Annotated in this window: 23 protein-coding genes; 12 read left to right on the plus strand and 11 right to left on the minus strand. The window is 29.6% G+C overall.

The annotated features are described in order from the left end of the window. Nucleotides 1-169: 169 nt before the first annotated feature. Complete coding sequence (locus tag EGM88_RS09210; RefSeq protein WP_123897776.1) at nt 170-922, minus strand: SDR family NAD(P)-dependent oxidoreductase; 753 nt, start codon at nt 920-922, stop codon at nt 170-172. 356 nt (nt 923-1278) lie between these two features. On the opposite strand from EGM88_RS09210, the gene EGM88_RS09215 reads away from it, so the two are divergent. Continuing rightward, on the plus strand, nt 1279-1677 hold the full coding sequence (locus tag EGM88_RS09215) for a c-type cytochrome (RefSeq protein ID WP_123897778.1): 399 nt from the start codon (nt 1279-1281) through the stop codon (nt 1675-1677). A 3-nt stretch (nt 1678-1680) separates the two neighbouring features. Here EGM88_RS09215 and EGM88_RS09220 read toward each other — a convergent pair whose 3' ends face one another. From EGM88_RS09220 to EGM88_RS09240, 5 genes are all read right to left on the minus strand, one after another. Continuing rightward, nucleotides 1681-2838: an ATP-binding protein gene (locus EGM88_RS09220; protein WP_123897780.1), complete on the minus strand. Its 1158-nt coding sequence runs from the start codon at nt 2836-2838 to the stop codon at nt 1681-1683. 239 nt (nt 2839-3077) lie between these two features. After that, on the minus strand, nt 3078-3983 hold the full coding sequence (locus tag EGM88_RS09225; protein ID WP_123897782.1) for a class 1 isoprenoid biosynthesis enzyme: 906 nt from the start codon (nt 3981-3983) through the stop codon (nt 3078-3080). A gap of 51 nt (nt 3984-4034) precedes the next feature. Continuing rightward, entirely contained in the window at nt 4035-4520 is a 486-nt protein-coding gene (locus EGM88_RS09230) for a hypothetical protein (RefSeq protein ID WP_123897784.1), read from the minus strand. Between the two features lie 156 nt (nt 4521-4676). Continuing rightward, complete coding sequence (locus EGM88_RS09235) at nt 4677-6575, minus strand: amidophosphoribosyltransferase (protein ID WP_123897785.1); 1899 nt, start codon at nt 6573-6575, stop codon at nt 4677-4679. Between the two features lie 47 nt (nt 6576-6622). Further along, on the minus strand, nt 6623-7549 hold the full coding sequence (locus EGM88_RS09240; RefSeq protein WP_123897787.1) for a PfkB family carbohydrate kinase: 927 nt from the start codon (nt 7547-7549) through the stop codon (nt 6623-6625). A 92-nt stretch (nt 7550-7641) separates the two neighbouring features. Here EGM88_RS09240 and EGM88_RS09245 point away from each other — a divergent pair, with 92 nt between their 5' ends. The 5 genes from EGM88_RS09245 (at nt 7642) to EGM88_RS09265 (ending at nt 11238) form a co-directional block, all read left to right on the plus strand. Further along, nucleotides 7642-8064, plus strand: coding sequence for a SufE family protein (locus EGM88_RS09245; protein WP_123897789.1), 423 nt, complete (start codon nt 7642-7644; stop codon nt 8062-8064). A 115-nt stretch (nt 8065-8179) separates the two neighbouring features. Beyond that, complete coding sequence (locus tag EGM88_RS09250) at nt 8180-8500, plus strand: DUF59 domain-containing protein (RefSeq protein ID WP_123897791.1); 321 nt, start codon at nt 8180-8182, stop codon at nt 8498-8500. Then, on the plus strand, nt 8501-9010 hold the full coding sequence (locus tag EGM88_RS09255) for a DUF2480 family protein (protein WP_123897793.1): 510 nt from the start codon (nt 8501-8503) through the stop codon (nt 9008-9010). It abuts the gene before it with no gap. Nucleotides 9011-9095: 85 nt separating this feature from the next. Continuing rightward, on the plus strand, nt 9096-10028 hold the full coding sequence (locus tag EGM88_RS09260; protein WP_123897795.1) for a DUF3078 domain-containing protein: 933 nt from the start codon (nt 9096-9098) through the stop codon (nt 10026-10028). Nucleotides 10029-10164: 136 nt separating this feature from the next. After that, a complete protein-coding gene (locus tag EGM88_RS09265; protein WP_123897797.1) occupies nt 10165-11238 on the plus strand; it encodes a hemolysin family protein in 1074 nt (357 codons plus the stop codon). Between the two features lie 70 nt (nt 11239-11308). Here the strand turns inward: EGM88_RS09265 and hflX are convergent, their stop codons facing one another. Beyond that, on the minus strand, nt 11309-12511 hold the full coding sequence (gene hflX / locus EGM88_RS09270) for a GTPase HflX (protein WP_123897799.1): 1203 nt from the start codon (nt 12509-12511) through the stop codon (nt 11309-11311). A gap of 181 nt (nt 12512-12692) precedes the next feature. On the opposite strand from hflX, the gene EGM88_RS09275 reads away from it, so the two are divergent. Next, nucleotides 12693-13646 (plus strand): endonuclease/exonuclease/phosphatase family protein, encoded by a 954-nt coding sequence (locus EGM88_RS09275; protein WP_123897801.1) that lies wholly within the window; start codon nt 12693-12695, stop codon nt 13644-13646. Between the two features lie 50 nt (nt 13647-13696). Here the strand turns inward: EGM88_RS09275 and EGM88_RS09280 are convergent, their stop codons facing one another. The 3 genes from EGM88_RS09280 to EGM88_RS09290 form a co-directional block, all read right to left on the minus strand. Then, nucleotides 13697-14032 carry a hypothetical protein gene (locus EGM88_RS09280; protein WP_123897803.1) on the minus strand — a complete coding sequence of 112 codons (336 nt, stop codon included), beginning with the start codon at nt 14030-14032 and terminating at the stop codon, nt 13697-13699. Between the two features lie 226 nt (nt 14033-14258). Then, nucleotides 14259-14897, minus strand: coding sequence for a peroxiredoxin (locus tag EGM88_RS09285; RefSeq protein WP_123897805.1), 639 nt, complete (start codon nt 14895-14897; stop codon nt 14259-14261). Between the two features lie 91 nt (nt 14898-14988). Further along, entirely contained in the window at nt 14989-15483 is a 495-nt protein-coding gene (locus EGM88_RS09290) for a GyrI-like domain-containing protein (RefSeq protein ID WP_123897806.1), read from the minus strand. Nucleotides 15484-15657: 174 nt separating this feature from the next. Between EGM88_RS09290 and EGM88_RS09295 the strand changes: the two genes are divergently transcribed. The 4 genes from EGM88_RS09295 to EGM88_RS09310 all read left to right on the plus strand — a co-directional run bounded on the left by EGM88_RS09295 (nt 15658) and on the right by EGM88_RS09310 (nt 18365). Then, nucleotides 15658-15993: a hypothetical protein gene (locus EGM88_RS09295; RefSeq protein WP_123897809.1), complete on the plus strand. Its 336-nt coding sequence runs from the start codon at nt 15658-15660 to the stop codon at nt 15991-15993. Between the two features lie 10 nt (nt 15994-16003). Then, nucleotides 16004-16492, plus strand: coding sequence for a hypothetical protein (locus EGM88_RS09300; RefSeq protein ID WP_123897811.1), 489 nt, complete (start codon nt 16004-16006; stop codon nt 16490-16492). A 296-nt stretch (nt 16493-16788) separates the two neighbouring features. Then, a complete protein-coding gene (locus EGM88_RS09305) occupies nt 16789-17835 on the plus strand; it encodes an XRE family transcriptional regulator (RefSeq protein WP_123897813.1) in 1047 nt (348 codons plus the stop codon). Nucleotides 17836-17849: 14 nt separating this feature from the next. Next, nucleotides 17850-18365: a PIN domain-containing protein gene (locus tag EGM88_RS09310; RefSeq protein WP_123897815.1), complete on the plus strand. Its 516-nt coding sequence runs from the start codon at nt 17850-17852 to the stop codon at nt 18363-18365. A gap of 94 nt (nt 18366-18459) precedes the next feature. Here the strand turns inward: EGM88_RS09310 and EGM88_RS09315 are convergent, their stop codons facing one another. After that, on the minus strand, nt 18460-18849 hold the full coding sequence (locus EGM88_RS09315) for a transposase (protein WP_123897817.1): 390 nt from the start codon (nt 18847-18849) through the stop codon (nt 18460-18462). Between the two features lie 764 nt (nt 18850-19613). On the opposite strand from EGM88_RS09315, the gene EGM88_RS09320 reads away from it, so the two are divergent. Further along, complete coding sequence (locus EGM88_RS09320; protein ID WP_123897819.1) at nt 19614-20087, plus strand: SRPBCC family protein; 474 nt, start codon at nt 19614-19616, stop codon at nt 20085-20087. Nucleotides 20088-20192: the final 105 nt, after the last annotated feature.

Raw genomic sequence — 20192 nt, forward strand, 5'->3', positions numbered from 1 at the left:
GAATGGAAGGGTTTCAAAAAATAATAAATAAACCTTGTTTCTCCCGTAAAAATAAGAATTGAATCAAGGTTTATATCAAATTGATTTTTAAGAATCAACACAAACTACGTTGATTTATCAAAGAATGTCAATAGGAAAAAACCTTGAATTTATAAGGGATTTTTCCTAATTATAAATCCTTTTTTACTATTGTACTATTGGCTTGAGCAGTACAAAAAACTAAAATATCTGCAATGTTTACATGTGGAGGTCTGGAAACTGCAAAATAAATAATTTCCGCAATATCTACAGCTTGTAAGGCTTTATAACCTTTATAAACAGTATCAGCAATAGCATCTCCTTTAAATCTAACTTTTGAAAATTCCGTTTCTACTAATCCAGGATTTACTGCCCCTACTTTTATTCCGTAAGGGTTCAAGTCAATCCGCATACCTTCTGTTATAGCTAAAACGGCATGTTTACTACCACAATACACATTCCCTTTTGGGTAAACTTCTTTGCCTGCAGATGAACCAATATTTATAATTTGTCCACTTTTTCTGGCTACCATTTGCGGAATAATAGCTTTACTAACATATAATAACCCTTTTACATTAATATCCATCATGGCATCCCAGTCCTCTATATTACCACTCTCAATAGGATCTAATCCATGAGCATTTCCAGCATTATTAATTAAAATATCAATGTGTTTAAAGTCGTTTGGTAAAGAAGAAATAGCTTCAGAAACTGCATTTTTGTCAGCTACATCAAAAGTTAAGGTAAAAACCTCTGTTTTTTTCTCTAATTGATTTTTTAATGCTTCTAAACGTTCTTTTCGTCTTCCACAAAGTATTAATTTTATATTATGTTTGGCAAATTCATTTGCGGTTGCTAAACCAATTCCACTAGTTGCTCCAGTGATAAATGCTGTTTTTTTCACGAGGTTAATGTTTTGTTAATTGTCTGTTAATAAATGCATTAATGAATAAGTACGTAGTCAATAATTACAGATTTATTTAAAATAATATTCTAAATTGAAATTTTTTAGAATATAATAATGTTTATTTCATGGCTTAAAATTAACTAATTAAGTACGGTTTAAGAATAATTATTGCCAAAATTCGTTCTTATTTGAACAGGGTTTTATACATTTATCATTGATTTGGTATAGAATTTGACATACATTGTCTAATAATACGATATACATATACAGAATATGAAAGGAGCATAATTAAAATTTTAAACAACTATTTTTTTATGTAAAATTCATTTTTCAACGAATATAAATAGCATAAGATGAAAACAAAATTACTTTATATATTAGGTTTAATCATTATAGTGGGCTTTATGAGCTTTACATTTCAAGAAGATCGTTGGACAGCCCCAGAAGGAGCAAAAAAACTGAAAAACCCTGTTAGTTCAGCTGATAAAGCTGAATCTATTAAACGAGGAGCAAAAATTTTTAAAACACGTTGTATGATTTGTCATGGTACCACAGGAAAAGGAGACGGTATTGGAGGTAAAGCATTGAGTCCAAAACCTCAAAACTTAGTTTCTAAAATGGTACAATCTCAAACTGATGGTGAGATTTTTTGGAAGGTTACAAATGGTAGAAATGATATGATTAAATGGGGGCCAATACTTACAGAAGAACAACGTTGGGATGTTGTAAATTATGTGAGAACGTTGAAATAACAATTACTTATTGTAACGCAATTTCCTCAAAACACGTAGAGCATCTTTTAGTTTTATATAGGCTGTTTTATCTTTCAGTTTTCGTAAGAATGGTTTAGCTACTTCTAATTGTTCTTTTATGCTGTTAAACCCGTTTAAATGGCATATTAAATAGGTTGTGGGTAATTGCTCTAAATCGGCCGCTTCGGTGGCAGTAAGTTGTATTCCTTTTTTTAGCTTCTTTAATATAGTATTATTACTATTAAATAAATGTTTTAATACAACTATATCAAAAGTAGGAGGATTAAAAAGTAGTTCTGTGGCTATTTTGTAAGTTCCATTTTCTTTAAAATTTATGATTGTTTTTTCTAACGGGTATAGTGAAGGAGCTTCTTTAGTTGCTTTTGGTAAATTTATACCTAGGTGTATGTATTCTGTAATAATAAAAGAGTGTTGGTTGAAATCGATTTCTACCTCATCAAATGCTGAATAAAAAAGCCTTATTTGTTCGTTAATTAGCTCAATGTCAACCCTAGAGTATAGTGTTTTGCCTTCTATTTTTTTTTGTATTCCAGCCCAACACAAGACAAAATGATCTTTAAAAACAATATATGATGGATTAAGTTCTGGTTGGTGTTCATTAATAAAATCAAAAACACCGTCTAAGGTTAATTTTATATTGTTGGTGGCATTTTTTTCAATGGCTTCAACTATTATTTTATTGGTGTTTTTTAAAGTTACTTTATGTACTGGAATTGAAATACTTCCTTGTCTAATAAAAATACTATTTTTAGAATATTTCCAAATTCCTTTTTTTAAAGAAGTAATTTTTTTTATTGGATTTATAGTTACCAATCCTACAACTTTATAGCGAGGTAATCTTGGAAAAGCAATATTTTCATATTGTATGTTGGGAGGATTGTTAAAATAGGCATTAATTAAATTTTGAATTTTGCTATCGTCATAAAAGTCTACACCTATAATTTTATTGCTTTCATCTTCTACACCAATTACAATAAATGAATTGTTTTCTGGATTGGAGTTCGATAATGCACAAACGTGCTTTAAAAACTTAGCTTTCCCTTCTTTTGAGTCCAGATTTAACTGTACTTTTTTATCATAAAAACTATTCTCGTCATTATAAGCGAGTAGATTTTTGATTAAGAGGCGTTTGTTTAGCATTTTTAATAGATAATTTATATTTAGAAATGATATAAAGGAAAGAATACGCTTTATTAGACCTGTAAAGTAAAAAATTAATACCAAGTATAAAAATAGAACATAGCTGATTAACATGCTATATTTATATAAAAAAACCGCCCCGAGTTATCGGGGCGGGTATGGTTGAATTTAATCAACCAAAATCAACTAACCAAACCTTATCTTTATAGTGTACTCTCTACAATGTAATGAAAGAGAGTTTATCTATTTCTTTTTTTTGTTTTACGATTTGTTTTAAATCGCTTTCTTGTTTCAGGAATTTTTCCTTTTTCAACAGCCATTTTATATATGATATTGCCTTGACCGTTGAATGTATATGTAGTTCCTGATGCTATATGATACAAATCAATTTCACTATCACTATAAACGGTTAATTCAAACTCTTCATTGCCCGAGAAATCATAATCTAATGTTAAAATTTTTAGATTGTCATAACCCTCTACATCAAAGACTTCATAACCTCCTACATAATCCCAGTATAAATCATCAATATTCGTGCCAAAAGGATCTTTAGATGACCTAAAAGTAGTAGTTTGTTCAGGAGTAAATTTCAAGAAATTTTCATTATCAAACTCATTAATAGCTCCTTGTGCACTTGTATTCGTTTTTGCCCAAGCTACATATTCTTGCAAAAAGTATTCGATGTTATCATAAAAGACAAAATCATAATCAAAATTGTTTTTTTGGTATCCGATTAAATAATACGATGTGTTGGTATATGTATCTCTTAATTTTATTTCATTACCTGATAATTGTATTACTTCTAAGTCTATAAAACCATCTTCATTATGATCAATTTCTAAAACACCATTAATAGTTTCGTAATAGCCAATATGATCTCCATAACCATTACCTACACTACCTAAGCCAACCATATTATTATTAGCTAACAATCTACCGTTTTGAAAAGAAAGGGTAAATGCTTTTGATAAGAATGGAATGTCAATACTTCCTGTAGTACTATTATAATCGATGTACCATAAATCATAAGATGTTACCAATTGTTCTAAAGTTATGGAATCATCATAAATATCATCATGCACTACACAAGATGTAATTAACGTTGTAGTTAAGAAAAGTATGGTAATAATTTTTAAAGCTTTCATAAGCATATTTTTAAATGTAGTAGATATAACCCAAAAGTTATGCCAAAAATTTTAGTTACGGTTTATAGATTCCCCTTTTTGCAGTGAATCAATTTTAAAATAATGCTGTTTATTATTAATGGTATAGCTTATAACGCAGGCATTAGTTTCCAATTCAAAAGGTAATTTTTTTGTTGAAGAAGGTGGTCTATTTCCAAATTCATTTTTTGGATTTTTATCTAAAACAAGAAGTCTATCTTTAAAATCTGATTCGATAAATTGGCCAGATAAAACAGTTTTATAATCACTTAAGGTAACAGTTGCTGCTGTAGCTTTATTGTTATAATATATAGAATCGAACTTTATGTTTTGATCAACTTTATCAGTAAACGTTATAGCAACTAAAGTTTTATTAGAATTTGGTGTGTTATCAATTACTTTATTAAACTCAGCATTTTTAACAGTGAATGGTGGCTTTTTATCAAATTGACTACTAGCACAGTTGTTAAATAGCGTTACTAGTAAAATACTAGATAATATGGTTAAAGGATTTTTCATAATATACTTTTTGTAACATAGAATTGCAATTTAAATGCCAAAGTATTTTAAAGTGCTAAATAATTGGTTTTCTATGATTTAGAACTGAATAAAGAAAAAGGTTATGGTTAATCAGTAAAACCAATTAACCATTTTTGTTAAAGCATAGAAACTTTATTAATAAGCTCTTTTGTTATTTCCTTCGTAAAAATTAATAAACGCTCTATTTACTACTTTTGTACCTCCAACTGTAGGATAATCGCCACTAAAATACCAATCGCCAGCATTTTTTGGACAAGCTTTATGTAAATTTTCTAAAGGTTGAAAAATTACTCTTATTTCGGCATTTACGTTTTTGGTTTTTAGCATTTTAGCTACTTTATCAGAAATTTGTTCAACGGTAAATAAATTGTAAATTTCTTTTACGTAGTTTTCAATCTGATCATCTTCTAGCTGATCTTGTTGTTTACACTTTTTGTAAACTTTTTCTACTATATCGTACTGATTGGTTTCTTTTAGTAATTCTAAAGTTGCTTTAAAAGCAATAAACTCTTCTAATTTTGCCATATCAATACCATAACAATCAGGATATCTAATTTGAGGAGCTGATGAAACAATTACAATTTTTTTAGGGTTAAGCCTATCTAGTATTTTTATAATACTTTTTTTAAGGGTTGTTCCTCTTACAATACTATCGTCAATAATTACTAGATTATCAGTTGGTTTTACAACGCCGTAGGTTACATCATAAACGTGAGCTACCAAGTCGTCACGACTATTATCATCAGCAATAAAAGTTCGCAATTTTGCATCTTTTATGGCAATTTTTTCAATTCTAGGTCGCTCTGATAAAATTTGAGTTACTTTTTTTAATGACAAATTACGCTGTCCTTCTAAAATTCTTTTTAACTTAAATTTATTTAAATAATCTTCTGCTGCTTCAGAAATTCCAAAAAATGAAGTTTCTGCAGTATTTGGAATGTAGGAGAAAACGGTGTTATCAATATCGTTATCAATATTTTTCAATATTGCTGGAAAAATGAGTTTTCCTAATTCCTTACGTTCTTTATAAATTTCAGCATCGCTTCCTCTTGAAAAATAGATACGTTCAAAAGAACAAGATTTTTTTTCGCGTTGTTCTAATATTTGCTCTATTGAAACGGAGCCATTTTTCTTAATGATTAAGGCATGTGCTCGTTCTAATTCTTTCACCTCATTAAACGGAACATTAAAGGCTGTTTGTATTACTGGTCTTTCAGAAGCAACTACTACAACCTCATCATCTTTATAGTAGTAAGCTGGTCTAATCCCTGACGGGTCTCTTAGAACAAAAGCATCACCATGACCTAATAAACCAGCCATTGCATAACCGCCATCCCAATTTTTAGAGGCTCTTTGTAGTATTTTTTTAACATCAAGCTCTTCTTCAATTACAGAAGAGGCATTTCTTTTAGAAATATTTCTTTCTTTACATTTTTGATATAACTTTCCAACTTCATCATCTAAAAAATGTCCGATTTTTTCCATTACAGTAACGGTATCAGTATTTTCTTTAGGATGTTGGCCAAGCTCAATTAACTCTTCTAGTAATTCATTAGAGTTGGTCATATTAAAGTTACCAGCAACAATGAGGTTTTTATGTTTCCAGTTATTTTGACGTAAAAAAGGATGAACACTCTCAATACTATTTCTACCAAAAGTTCCATAACGTACATGACCCAAAAATACATTACCTACATAAGGTATATTTTCTATTTGCCATTGAACATCATCTTTTTTTGATGGATTTTTCTCTAATTCTTTATTTAATCGGTTATTAATCTGAGCGAAAATATCTTGAATAGGAGAGGGTTCGTTAGATCGTACTCGACTCATAAAACGAGTACCAGGTTCTACATCAAATTTTACACTTGCAAAACCAGCCCCGTCTTGACCACGATTATGCTGTTTTTCCATTAATAAGTACATTTTATTAATGGCGTAAAAGGAAGTGGAGTATTTTTTTTGATAATAAGATAATGGTTTTAATAATCTTACTAATGCAATTCCACATTCGTGTTTAATGGCGTCACTCATTATTTAAATTTTTAATAAAAAAAACCGCATAAAAATACGGTATATCATTAACTTAATTCTATTTCAAATTGGGTTAGCTCTTTAAATTGACCTAAACGTCTATGAATTTCTTCTTTTTTTAACCCTTCCATTCTTCTGGTTCCAAATTTTTCTACACAAAAAGAAGCCATATTAGAACCGTAGATAACAGCATTTTTCATGTTTGCAAAAGAAATATCTTTACTTTGTGCTAAATATCCTATAAAACCACCTGCAAAAGTATCTCCAGCACCAGTTGGGTCAAAAACTTCTTCTAAAGGAAGAGCAGGGGCAAAAAAGATATTTTCCTTATTAAATAATAAAGCTCCATGTTCTCCTTTTTTAATTACTACATATTGAGGACCCATGGCTGAAATTTTTTGGGCCGCTTTTACTAAAGAATATTCTCCACTTAATTGTCTTGCTTCTTCATCATTAATTGTAATAACATCAACTTTTTTAATTACTTCAATTAATTCATCCCATTCATTATCCATCCAAAAGTTCATTGTATCTAGTACTACTAGCTTTGGTCGGTTTGGTATCTGATTAATTACAGACATTTGTACTGAAGGATGTAAATTACCTAACATTAAAAAATCTGTATTTTTAAAATTATCGGGTACAACTGGATTAAAATCAGCTAAGGTATTTAATTCGGTAATTAAAGTATCTCTTGTATTCATATCATTATGATATTTACCGCTCCAAAAGAAAGTTTTGCCTCCTTTTACAATTTCAATTCCAGAAGTATTAATGTTTTTACTTTTTAGCATTTCTAAATATCCTTCAGGAAAATCATCACCAACTACTGAAACAATTCCAGAATCGACATTAAATTGAGAAGCAGAAAGGCTGATAAATGTAGCTGCACCACCTAAAATTTTATCAGTTTTACCAAATGGTGTTTCAATTTTGTCAAAAGCTACTGTACCTACAATTAATAGTTTACTCATAATATATTCTATGTTCGAAAATTTAATACTCAAGGTTTTTGACGATACTGTACTACGTCTTTTCCCTATCTTTGCAAAAATAACTTTTAAATATGACTATAAAAGAAATACAAGAAGAAATTATTGACGAATTTTCTATGTTTGAAGATTGGATGCAACGGTATGAATACATAATTGATTTAGGTAAATCTGTTCCTCTTATTGATCAAAAATATAAAACCGAAGATAATATTATTAAAGGATGTCAGTCAAAAGTTTGGCTAAAGGCAGATGTTAAAGATGATAAAATTGTGTATACCGCAGATAGTGATGCTATTTTAACAAAAGGAATTATTGCTCTTTTATTACGTGTTTTTTCAAATCATACGCCTCAAGAAATTTTAAATGCTGATACTAATTTTATAGATGAAATTGGTTTAAAAGAGCATTTGTCGCCTACAAGAGCAAATGGATTGGTTGCTATGATTAAACAATTGAAGTTGTATGCGGTGGCATATCAAACCAAAAATAATTAAACTGATATAAAAATTTAGTTGTAAAACGATTTTATAAGTGAAAGAGATTTTAAATTCATATTTAAAAAACTACTATCTTTGTGCTTATTTAGAATCATTTTAAAGAACGATAGAGATGACAGAGTTAGAAGTTCAACAATTAGGAGATAAGGTAGTTACGGTTTTAAAAACCATTTATGATCCGGAAATTCCGGTAGATATTTATGAATTAGGTTTAATTTATGATGTTTTTGTTAATGAAAACAGAGAGGTTAAAATATTAATGACATTAACTTCACCAAACTGTCCTGTTGCAGAAACATTACCTGTAGAAGTTGAAGAAAAAGTAAAAGTATTAGAAGAAGTAAAAGATGCAGAAGTAGAAATAACTTTTGACCCAACTTGGTCACAAGACATGATGAGTGAAGAGGCTCGTTTAGAACTAGGCTTTTTATAAATGGCTGATGAAATTGTAAATAGAGTTGCTAATAGCAAGTTGATCACTATTGATTTAGAAGATTTTTATCCCGAAGGGGAGAGGGTTCTATTTGATATTAGTAAATGGTTAAATCAAGGACTAATATTGAGGGAAAAGGACTTTAGAGAACGTGTTAAAAATCATAATTGGGAGCAATATAAAAATAAGTTTGTAGCATTAACCTGTACAACTGATGCTATTGTGCCTTCATGGGCATATTTATTAATTGCTACCAATATTAGTTCATTTAGTAAAAAATTAGTAGTTGGTAATTTAGAACAGTTAGAGACTTCAATATTTCAAGATATTATTAATAATTTAGATTTTAGTCAGTATCAAGATAAACCAATTATTATTAAAGGATGTTCTGAAAAATCTATTCCAGAAACAGCTTCAGTACAATTGATTGAAAAATTAGTGCCAGTTGCTAAAACCATTATGTTTGGTGAAGCATGCTCTACTGTTCCGCTTTTTAAAAGACGCAAGTAATTTTCTTTTTTAATTTTCTAGTAAATAGAAATAATTAAAATTGTTTACTTTTGCACGCTCAAAATAAAAACTTAAATTAAAAATCATGAAAAAAATTGTATTAGCATTAGTGGTAATGTTTGTAGTAACAAGCACTTATGCACAAACTCGGGAAGAGTTAATGGCAGAGCAAGCAGCTAAAAAAGATTCTGTTGCAGCTATTCAAGCAAGAGTTAACGCCTTGCAAAGTCAAATTGATGCTTTTCCTGGATGGAAGAAAGGTGCGTTTGGTACTATTGGAGGAAGTATTTCTGAATATGATAATTGGTATGCTAAAGGGGTAGCCAATTCTTCAACAGGTAATATTGGGTTTACTGTAAACGCTTATGCCAATTTAGATAAACCAAAATTTTTCTGGAGAAATTCTGGAAATATTAATCTTTCTTGGGTTAAATTAGACGATAAAGATGATCCATCAGATAGTGACAAATTTGAAGAAGCCAATGATGTGTTCACTATTACATCATTATATGGTTATAAACTTAGTCCAAAATTTGCTATTTCTGGCTTAGGTGAGTATAGAACTACTATTTTAAACAACTTTAATGATCCTGGTTATTTAGACTTAGGTGTTGGTGCAACTTGGACACCAATTACAGATATGGTAGTGGTAGTACACCCTTTAAACTATAATTTCGTATTTAGTAAAGGTGATGCAGTTTTTGAATCTTCTTTAGGTGCAAAGATTGTGGTTGACTATACAAAACAATTAGGCCCAATTAGCTTTAAAACTAATCTTTCAGCTTTTGCTAGTTATGAAAGTTCTGATTATTCTAACTGGACATGGACCAACTCATTTGGTTATACACTTTGGAAAAAAATTGGTGTAGGTTTTGACTTAGGATTAAGAAAAAACAAACAAGAAGCTTTGAATTATGCTCTTGGAAATGTTGAAGCTGGAGATCCAACTCCAACATTTGATAACATAGATAATGATTTACAAACTTATTGGATGTTAGGTTTAAACTATTCTTTCTAGTTTCTTAACTTTAAAATATTAAAGAGCACTCTCTAAACTTTTAGAGAGTGCTCTTTTTATAATAGTACTACAATTCTATTCTTAGACAAGTAACAGTAATTCAAATTTCTTATTTTAGCCATAAATTAGAAAAATAATGACTTTACTAATACTATACGCTTTCGTTTCTATCTTTTTTTCATTTTTGTGTTCAATCTTGGAGGCTGTTTTGTTGAGTATTTCTCCAACTTTTATAAACTTAAAACTAAAAGATGGTAAGGCATATGCCTCTATCTTGGAAGAATTAAAAAAAGATGTTGACAAACCCTTAATTGCAATTCTTACATTAAATACAGTAGCCCATACAGTTGGAGCTATACTTGTTGGAGTTCAAGCTGAAAAGGCGTTTGGTTCAGGTAATAATATGGTAGGTATTGTATCTGCTGTGATGACCTTTTTAATTTTGGTGCTCTCTGAGATTATACCTAAAACTATTGGTGCTACGTATTGGAAACAGCTAGCAAATTTTACAGCAAATAGCTTAAAAATAATGGTTGCAATATTAAAGTATACAGGTGTTTTATGGATACTACAGTTGTTTACTAGAATGGTTGGTGGTAAAGGACATCAGGGAAGTATATTAAGTCGTGAAGATTTTCATGCAATGGCTGACATTGCTCAAGAAGAAGGCGTTTTTGAGGAGTCTGAAAGTAAAGTTATAAAAAATATGATTACATTTAATGAAGTTGTAGCAAAAAATATTATGACTCCTAGAACGGTAATGATTACTTATGATGAAGATAAAACCGTTGAACAATTTTTTACAGAACATCCTAATTTGCGTTTTTCAAGAATTCCTGTTTATACTAAAAGAACAGATAATATAACCGGCTTGGTTCTAAAAGATGAGGTTTTTAGAGAAATGGCATTAGAAAATGGAGATAAAAAATTATCCGAGATAAAAAGAGATATTATTGTGGTACATAGAAATATGCCTATTCCTGTTTTATTTGAACAATTAATAGAAAGTAGAAACCATATGGCCTTAGTTGTAGATGAGTATGGTTCTGTCAATGGATTAGTAACGATGGAAGATGTAATTGAAACTTTACTTGGTTTGGAAATTATGGATGAAAGTGATACAGATTCAGACATGCAACAACTTGCCAGAAAAAATTGGCAAAAACGTGCTAAAAAGCTTGGAATTATTGGAGATGATAGTGAAATATAAGTCTTCAGTACTCAACACTATTTTTCGTTTTGATGAATATATAATCTGAGAACCACTAAACCCTATAAAATTATTCATAATCCTGATACAAAAAGTCGTTATATGGAAAACGAGCAATATGTATTTTCTTTACAGCCTTAAAAACCTTGTCTTTAAAGTCGTCAATATTTTCTTTGTTAAGGGCTGAAATAAAGATACAATCCTTATCTAATTTTGACATCCATGTTTTTTTCCAATCTTCTAAGGTATAGTGTTCTTTTGTTTTTTCGGTTACTAAATCGTCATTATCAATGGTAGTATGCGTATAACTATCTATTTTATTAAATACCATTAACGTAGGCTTATCAGCACTGTCTATTTCATCGAGAATTTTGTTTACAGATTCAATATGTTCTTCAAAGTTAGGGTGAGAAATATCTACTACGTGTAATAGTAAATCTGCTTCACGAACTTCATCTAAGGTAGATTTAAACGACTCTACCAATTGTGTAGGTAATTTTCTGATAAAACCAACGGTATCTGTCATTAAAAAAGGAATATTTTTAATAACCACCTTTCTAACTGTAGTATCTAAAGTTGCAAACAATTTATTTTCTGCAAAAACTTCACTTTTACTGATAACGTTCATCAATGTTGATTTTCCAACATTGGTATATCCAACCAAGGCTACTCGAACTAATTTACCACGATTACCACGTTGTACAGCCATTTGTTTATCAATGGTGATTAGTTTTTTCTTTAATAAAGAAATTCTATCACGTACAATACGCCTATCTGTTTCAATTTCTGTTTCTCCAGGACCACGCATTCCAATACCACCACGTTGTCTTTCAAGGTGAGTCCATAATCCGGTTAAGCGAGGTAATAAATATTCATATTGAGCCAATTCTACTTGTGTTCTGGCATAACTAGTTTGAGCACGTTGTGCGAAAATATCGAGAATTAATCCTGTTCTATCAAGAATTTTACATTTCAATATTTTTTCAATATTTCGCTGCTGAGCGGCAGATAGTTCATCATCAAATATGACTGCCCCAACGTCATTAGTTTCAACATAATTTTTGACTTCATCCATTTTACCCGAGCCAATAAAAGTTTTCGGATTTGGAATATCAATTTTTTGCGTAAAACGTTTTACAACTTCGCCACCAGCAGTGAATGTCAAAAAAGCCAATTCATCTAAATATTCTTCAGACTTTTCTGCATTCTGCTCCTTATTTATAATACCTATAAGTACCGCTTTTTCAAGCTCTAAACTCTTTTCTTCTATCATATTACAAATGTATAAAGAATACTGAACTTAATGATGAACCAATTTTAACTTTTTTCGACAATAATGGGGTATAATTATAATTTTTTCAAATGATAAAAAATTATTTATTTTCGCAAAAATTGAAACGTTAAAACAAGTTCAATTTTAATTTTTGTACTTTCGATATTTTTAATTTTATACTTTGATTAATAGTTTACCTGATTATAATTTATACACCATTGCCTTTTACAATTTAGAAAACTTATTTGATATTTATAATACAGATAATGTTTTAGATAGAGATTATACTCCTACAGGCAAAAATAAGTGGAATAAGAAAAGATACCATAGAAAATTAAGATTATTAAGTAGAGCTATTTCTTTAATAGGTCATAATGAAACAGGTTTTTCACCAGCTGTAATTGGTATAGCAGAGGTTGAAAATAAACGGGTAATTAATGATTTATTAGGTAAAAATGATTTGAAAGAAAAAGGGTATGAAATTGTTCATTTTGATTCTCCAGATGAGCGAGGTGTAGATGTTGCTTTTTTATATAGAAAATCCGTTTTTGAGTTACTACATGCAGAATCTATTACACTTTTGGTAGATAATTTTGATGGAGTTAGGGATCAAACTCGTGATATTTTATTGGTAAAAGGAAAACTGCAGGGAAAACTAATGTATTTTTTTGTAAACCATTGGCCATCAAGAAGAGAAGATGGTGATACTCAATATAAAAGAATTCAAGCGGCAAATCTAATTCATAATACTATTGAAAAAATTAAACTTGAAACACCAAATCCGAATATCGTTATCATGGGCGACTTTAATGATGACCCAACAAATACAAGTATTAAACAGCACCTAGTAACAGAAGAGTTTTATAACCCTTACGAGTCTATGTTTGATAAAGGTTTAGGAAGTTTAACTTATAGAAGAAAATGGCACTTATTTGATCAAATTATTTTAACTAAAAACCTTTTAAATGCGGATGATTTCACATTTAAAGATGCATATGTTTTTAATCCAGAGTTTTTAAAAGAATGGAAAGGAAAGCATAAAGGGCGACCATTTAGAACCTATATAGGTCCTTGGTTTCAAGGAGGTTATAGTGATCATTTCCCTGTGTATATTACTTTAAAAAATAAGCCTTAATCCATTTTTATAGAATAAGGCTTGACTACTAACTCAGAATAAATATTCTTCTATTTTTGTGCTATAATTTTTAAAGGCATTTTAAATATTTTGCCTTGAATGGAAGTGTGGCTTTTTACTTTTTTATAATTAAGTCTACTTTTAACAAAATTTTCAACTTGTTCTTCTTCACTATCCACTTGAATAATTACAATTTCATTATTACTGTTTAGTGTTAGAAAAACAGTTGCATTTAGTTCTTCTTTAGAATTAATAAAGTCTGGAGACTTAAGCATTTCTCTGATTTGAATGGTTAAATCAGGGTTAAGGTCATTTTTTACATTTGTTGGAAAAACCATAAGGGTTCCCAAAAATAGCATTACAATAAATACACTTAGTTTTTTCATAATAAATAGTTTTTGTTTAACACGTATTAAAAGTACTATTTGACACAAAAAAATAAGTTTACTTATAGTTACGAAAAGTTTGTTTTTATATCATAAACAGCAGTTCTTAACAACGAATTAATATAAACTTTTCAAAATGATAATAGTTGAATAATTTATCTTCTAGAAGTATGTATTTCTTATTAAAAAACCTCTTAGAAATAAGAGGTTTTTTAATTAGTATAACCTATAAATTAGGTTGTGGTGTCATTCTTAAATATGGTTTTATTTCCTTTACACCTTTTGTGAATATTTTTTTAGCATCTTCTGTTGCAATTGCAGGACTTACAACTACATCTTCACCTTGTTCCCAGTTTGCTGGTGTGGCTACTTTATGATATTCTGTAAGCTGTAAAGAATCAATAACACGTAACAATTCTTTAAAGTTTCTACCTGTTGATGCTGGATAAGTTAATATTAATTTGATTGTTTTGTCAGGTGCTATAATAAATACAGAACGTACTGTAAGATTATTATCAGCTTTTGGATGAATCATATCATACAAATCTGATACTTTTCTATCTTCATCTGCAATTATAGGAAAATTAACTTCTGTTTGTTGTGTTTCATTAATGTCTTTAATCCATTCTTTATGAGAATCAACACCGTCTACACTCAATGCAATCATTTTTACATTTCGTTTATCAAATTCGGGTTTATACTTAGCTGTTGTACCTAATTCTGTAGTACAAACAGGGGTAAAATCTGCAGGGTGCGAAAATAAAATTCCCCAGCTATCTCCTAAGTATTCGTGCAAATTAAGTTCTCCTATTGAACTTTGAGCGGTAAAATTTGGAGCAGTATCTCCTAATCGTAATGTTGCCATAGTTATAATTTTTTTTATGTTATTTTAATTCCTACAAAGTTAGTAGATTAAATATGAATATGGATTTTTTGAATCTAAAAAATTGTTAAAGTTACTTTGACACTTTTAATTTTATAGGTATCCAAACTTCTTCTTTGGCATTAGGGTCATTTGGTTTGTTGTGTTCAGGTATATATTCAAAATGTGGGCGATTATCTAATTCATAATCAGAATTTGGCAACCATTCTCCGTAGATATACTCAGCTGTTTTTGGAAATTGTTGAGGTCTACCTTTATGAATAAAAATAGCGTAGTATCCACCAGGTAATGTAAAAGGTTGTAAACCTTTGGGTGTAGTATCAAAATCAGAAACTTCAGTTGCTGCCCACTTTTTAAAATAGGTATTGGGTGTAAATTGTCTTATGTCAAAATTATTTTCATAAACTTGAATAGAGTAAAAACCCTTGTTTATTCTGTTATTAATTTCCTTTACGCGGGGCTTAAATGTGCTCCATAATTCAAAAGTTTTATTTTCTGCTAAAGAGGTATGTATCGATAAACCTATTAAGTTTTTGTCTTTAATGTTTATAATTTTAGGTTGTTGCATGGTTTTAGTTAAGAATATTTGAGTAAAAATAAGGGTTTTGATATAAACCTCCGATGATACCAAGTTTTTTAGGTAACCTTAAAATGTAATTAATTTTGCCTATCAACGTTTTAATTAGTCGTAAATAACTTATAGTGTTATAAATATAATATTGGCTCAAAGAACTGTAAAGAAATGCAAGACTATAATACCATTGTAAATTTTAAGTTAGAAGAAGAGCTCGTATTTGAAGATTTTTCTTTAAAATTTGTAAAATACAGAACAGTTCCTGGCCCTAATAATGCAAAATGGACCATGAAGTTTTGGGACTTTGAAGTTTATGGGGAGTTGGGCGTTAAACAACTTCATTGGAGTTCTGGAACAGGACGTATTACGCCACTTTCATTTACATACAACAATGTTGAATTTCGGCTCATACTTAAAATTCTCAAAACAAATAAACCCAATACTCCATTTACTTTTGTTGAACTTGAAAAAGATCAACTTGTAATTCAAAAGCTGAATAAATAAAACTAAGATTATGACTTTTAAACATATTGTATTAATTGCTGTTGTACTGATCCTATTAATACTGTCACTATTTTATTACGTACTTAGAGATAAGATGTTAGATGTTTCAAAAGAAGAACCTTTCGTAGAATTAATTAATAAACAATTAACTACCAAAAAAAGATGTGTTCTGGCTAAAAATCCAGGTTTACCAATTAAAGATTCTCATCCATATATAATAGAAGATGGTTCTAGTTATAGGATAGAAGATATTGAAATAATAAAGGAAATACCCTTAGCCTCTAATTTTACAATTCAGTCTGTTGAGTTACATAAAGGAGCAGTGAGTGGTGCCACCATTTGCTATGTTTTTGGTAGTATAACACTTGAAAATGAAACATACCCTTTTTGTGTTTCATGGGGGCGTAAAAATGCTATTGAAAATAGTAATTGGGTGTTTCCACAATCTTTTTGGCAAGAAAAAGAATATGATCAAGAATTTTCCCTTCCAGAATTATAAAAGTTAAAACTTTTTTATGAGTTTGCTATTTCTGTTCACTACAATTTTTGAATATTGAATAGTTTAATTAATAGGCCTCATATCTTTTTGTTTACTAATAATTTTTTTAGATAATTATTGGCTTATAGGCATAGACGCTTTTAGTTAAATAAAAAAATAATAACTTGCAGAGATATATGATATAACCGCAATGTGGTTAAACAGATGTTACCCAACATATAAAACTTAGTTAATAATTTTGAAATCAGTTGACAATTGATTAATTTTATGTAGATTTGACAACCAATAAAATCAAAATGAAAAACTTAGTTGCTAATCGCATTAAAAATGCAAGAGTACTTAATTGTTTGTCCCAACAAAACGTTGCGGACGAATTGGGTGTGTCTAAACAAATGGTAAGTAAGTATGAAAATGGAGATGCAATTCCAACTAGCTCAAAATTTCTTAAACTTTCAAAACTATTTGGTTTAAAAATGGACTATTTCTTTAATTCTTTTCAAGTAGAATTAGGCGAGATAAACTTTAGAAAAAAATCAAGTTTTTCTTTAAAAAAACAAAGTTCATTAAAAGAACAAATAAAAATCAATTTAGAAAATTACATTTGGTTAGAGGATACCTTATCAATTGATTATAGTTTTAAAAACACCATTAAAAATATCAAGATTAACAAAATTGAAGATGTAGAAAAAGCAGTTTTAAAACTTAGAACTGATTGGGAAATTGGAATTGACCCAATTCATAATATAATTCAACTTTTAGAAGATAAAGAAATAAAAGTAATTGAATTGTACGATGTAGATGATAAATTTGACGGATTAGCAACTTATGTTAATGGTAAATTTCCCGTAATTGTCGTTAATGGTAATTTTCCAGTAGAACGTAAAAGATTTACTTTACTTCACGAGTTAGGACACTTATTATTAAATCTTCCTGATTGCGAGACTAAACAAGAAGAACAATTTTGTAATAAATTTGCTGCTGAATTCCTATTTCCTAAAGAAATTGTTATAAGAGAATTTGGAGGTAAAAGAAACCACATAACTCTTGCTGAATTAATTTCAACTCAAAAAAAATATGGAATTAGTATTCCTGCAATAGTTTACAGACTTGTTGACTCTGGAATTTTAAGTAAACAACGTCATACTGATTTTTACAAAAGGACTAGATTTAACCCATCTTTAAATAGAGAAGTAAATGCTTCGAGATTTGAAACCCCAGAAAAATCTAACAGGTTTGAACAATTAGTTTATAGAGCTCTTTCTCAAGAAAACATCTCGATAAGTAAAGCTTCATCATTATTAAACAAGAATATAGAATCCGTTAAAGAGAGTTCTTTGATATAGATTAAATGCACATTATGAAAATAGTAATTAATGATGCTAATATCTTAATAGACTTAGTTAAACTCGAACTTCTTGAAGCTTTTTCAAAACTAAATTTTGATTTACATACTACCGATTTTGTCATTGAAGAATTAAATGACAAACAAAGAGGACCAATAACCGAACTAAGTGAATCAAACAAACTTGGAATCATCGAAACGATAAAAATTGAAGATTTTCAAGGAATCAATTCAATTTTAGACAATAGTAGTGGATTAAGTTTTGAAGATTGTTCCGTTTGGTATTACAGTAAAAAACTTTCAGGCGTATTATTAACAGGCGATGGAAAACTAAGAAAACAAGCTAGTAAAGATAATTTAGAGGTCAGAGGAATAATTTATCTTTTTGATGAATTTCTAAGACAGGGAATAATCACTTTTCAAGAAGCTGTTGAGAAAATTAAGCAACTTAGTCTACTAAACAATAGACTACCAAAAAAAGAGATTGAGAAAAGGATTGACTTCTGGAATGAAAACAAATACGTTGGGTAACACCGGTAATCGTTGCACAAGCAGTAAAAAACACTCTTTTAATCAATAATTGACTTGATTTCAACCATTTTAAGAACGGCTGTGATTTTATCTTTTACCTCATTTCAATATTATTAAAGAGGTTATACCAGCTTATTTCACCCCATATATTGTTAATCTTTTGAGTTAAATAAGTTGTAAGTGAGTTGGCTTCACTTCTTACAACTTTACTGATAAATTTTAGGTATTTCTTTAAATTATAGGCGATCACTGATAGGTGCGTTACCTTATTAGCTTGTTGTATGCCAATGGTATTTATTTTTCTGAGTCCCATAAATTGGGTAAGTGTACCAAAGACGGGTTCAACTGTACTCTGCCTTTTAGATTTCATATACCGTCCTCGTTTGCTGTTTACCCGTTGGTTATTGCGTTCATATTCTTCTCTATAATACGTTACCGAAAACTTCTTTTCTTGTGCCGTTTTACCTAAACATTGCCTTTTCATTGGACACAGGCCCTACATATTTTAGATGATATCCTATATTCCTTCTTCTTGGTGTGGGTTCTGTAATCTTTAAATACTTTTTTAAAGGGAACAATCTTGCCGTGTGGACAAAACATAAAAATATCAATGATTTAAGTAAAAAAGCGGTGCCAATTTCTGAGATATGGGCATTACAGCAAGATGTTGTCAAACAATGGAATAATCGGGAATAAGCCAGTTTACAACACAACCTATAAACAACACAACCTATAAACAATACAGGCTTTTAACTTAATCGCTGGGTTTGTGTATTTTTATGAAGCCGCCAAATCTTATAATTTGGCTTTAAAACAAATAAGATAAAACTAAATAAATACCGAAGCGTTGAGATGGCTAAATGCATAAACCGAAATTTAGTGTATTTTTATATGCTACGTTTCAAACACAAACCGTTGTGTGTAATTCCTCGAGTACATATAAAAATCCTTATTATTGGCTGAAAAATTAAAAAAAATGACTATCTTAAGAGAAATATGAATTTTAAATAATTAAATATGTTAGAACAAATTGGTTTTGAGTTAATATCAAGAATAATTATATTGGGTTTCATGTTCGGTGTAGTATATCTCATTGTTCTCGGTTTATCGGAAAAAAATAAATTTGAAAAGGAAGAGTAATCTTGACAGAAATACTATATATACTACTGAAAATAACTAAATTCCTATCACTTAAATGGGAATTACTGAAATGACATAAATATTTAATTTCTCTTTAGGAAATACAAAATGCCGAGAATCGAATTGCAAACTAAAATTAAAGCAAGTAAAGAAATTGTATTCGACCTATCACGAAGTATAAATCTTCACAAAATTTCTACTGAGCAAACTAACGAAGAAGCAATAGCCGGAAAAACGAGCGGATTAATTGAGCTTGGTGAGTCCGTTACTTGGAGAGCAAAACATTTTGGTTTTTATCAAATATTGACTTCAAATATTACGAAATTTGAGCGAGCAGATTTGTTTGTAGATGAAATGGTAAAAGGTGCATTTAAAGCTTTTAAGCACGAACATCATTTTATTGACACCAATGGTGAGACGTTAATGATTGACTATTTTGACTATGAATCGCCTTTCGGTTTTCTCGGAAAATTAGCATACAAACTATTCTTACTAAAATATATGACAGACTTATTAACTGAACGCAATAGAATAGTAAAGGACTTTGCAGAATCAGATAAGTGGAAACAACTACTTGTGTAAAAACACAACCCATACGCTTAATTCGATACTTAAGGCAAACAAGTTGTCTTAGTATATATACAGAAAAACATTTTACGTTTATAATACATGCTTTTGTACTTTACT

Origin of the sequence: Aureibaculum marinum (assembly GCF_003813905.1) — a bacterium.
GTDB classification, from domain to species: domain Bacteria; phylum Bacteroidota; class Bacteroidia; order Flavobacteriales; family Flavobacteriaceae; genus Aureibaculum; species Aureibaculum marinum.

Bases quoted from the DNA above. Each gene is read 5' to 3' on its own strand.
- EGM88_RS09215 (WP_123897778.1), top strand. From the start codon at position 1,279: ATGAAAACAAAATTACTTTATATATTAGGTTTAATCATTATAGTGGGC.
- EGM88_RS09220 (WP_123897780.1), bottom strand. From the start codon at position 2,838: ATGCTAAACAAACGCCTCTTAATCAAAAATCTACTCGCTTATAATGAC.
- EGM88_RS09225 (WP_123897782.1), bottom strand. From the start codon at position 3,983: ATGAAAGCTTTAAAAATTATTACCATACTTTTCTTAACTACAACGTTA.
- EGM88_RS09230 (WP_123897784.1), bottom strand. From the start codon at position 4,520: ATGAAAAATCCTTTAACCATATTATCTAGTATTTTACTAGTAACGCTA.
- EGM88_RS09235 (WP_123897785.1), bottom strand. From the start codon at position 6,575: ATGAGTGACGCCATTAAACACGAATGTGGAATTGCATTAGTAAGATTA.
- EGM88_RS09240 (WP_123897787.1), bottom strand. From the start codon at position 7,549: ATGAGTAAACTATTAATTGTAGGTACAGTAGCTTTTGACAAAATTGAA.
- EGM88_RS09245 (WP_123897789.1), top strand. From the start codon at position 7,642: ATGACTATAAAAGAAATACAAGAAGAAATTATTGACGAATTTTCTATG.
- EGM88_RS09250 (WP_123897791.1), top strand. From the start codon at position 8,180: ATGACAGAGTTAGAAGTTCAACAATTAGGAGATAAGGTAGTTACGGTT.
- EGM88_RS09255 (WP_123897793.1), top strand. From the start codon at position 8,501: ATGGCTGATGAAATTGTAAATAGAGTTGCTAATAGCAAGTTGATCACT.
- EGM88_RS09260 (WP_123897795.1), top strand. From the start codon at position 9,096: ATGAAAAAAATTGTATTAGCATTAGTGGTAATGTTTGTAGTAACAAGC.
- EGM88_RS09265 (WP_123897797.1), top strand. From the start codon at position 10,165: ATGACTTTACTAATACTATACGCTTTCGTTTCTATCTTTTTTTCATTT.
- hflX (WP_123897799.1), bottom strand. From the start codon at position 12,511: ATGATAGAAGAAAAGAGTTTAGAGCTTGAAAAAGCGGTACTTATAGGT.
- EGM88_RS09280 (WP_123897803.1), bottom strand. From the start codon at position 14,032: ATGAAAAAACTAAGTGTATTTATTGTAATGCTATTTTTGGGAACCCTT.
- EGM88_RS09285 (WP_123897805.1), bottom strand. From the start codon at position 14,897: ATGGCAACATTACGATTAGGAGATACTGCTCCAAATTTTACCGCTCAA.
- EGM88_RS09290 (WP_123897806.1), bottom strand. From the start codon at position 15,483: ATGCAACAACCTAAAATTATAAACATTAAAGACAAAAACTTAATAGGT.
- EGM88_RS09295 (WP_123897809.1), top strand. From the start codon at position 15,658: ATGCAAGACTATAATACCATTGTAAATTTTAAGTTAGAAGAAGAGCTC.
- EGM88_RS09300 (WP_123897811.1), top strand. From the start codon at position 16,004: ATGACTTTTAAACATATTGTATTAATTGCTGTTGTACTGATCCTATTA.
- EGM88_RS09305 (WP_123897813.1), top strand. From the start codon at position 16,789: ATGAAAAACTTAGTTGCTAATCGCATTAAAAATGCAAGAGTACTTAAT.
- EGM88_RS09310 (WP_123897815.1), top strand. From the start codon at position 17,850: ATGAAAATAGTAATTAATGATGCTAATATCTTAATAGACTTAGTTAAA.
- EGM88_RS09315 (WP_123897817.1), bottom strand. From the start codon at position 18,849: ATGAAAAGGCAATGTTTAGGTAAAACGGCACAAGAAAAGAAGTTTTCG.
- EGM88_RS09320 (WP_123897819.1), top strand. From the start codon at position 19,614: ATGCCGAGAATCGAATTGCAAACTAAAATTAAAGCAAGTAAAGAAATT.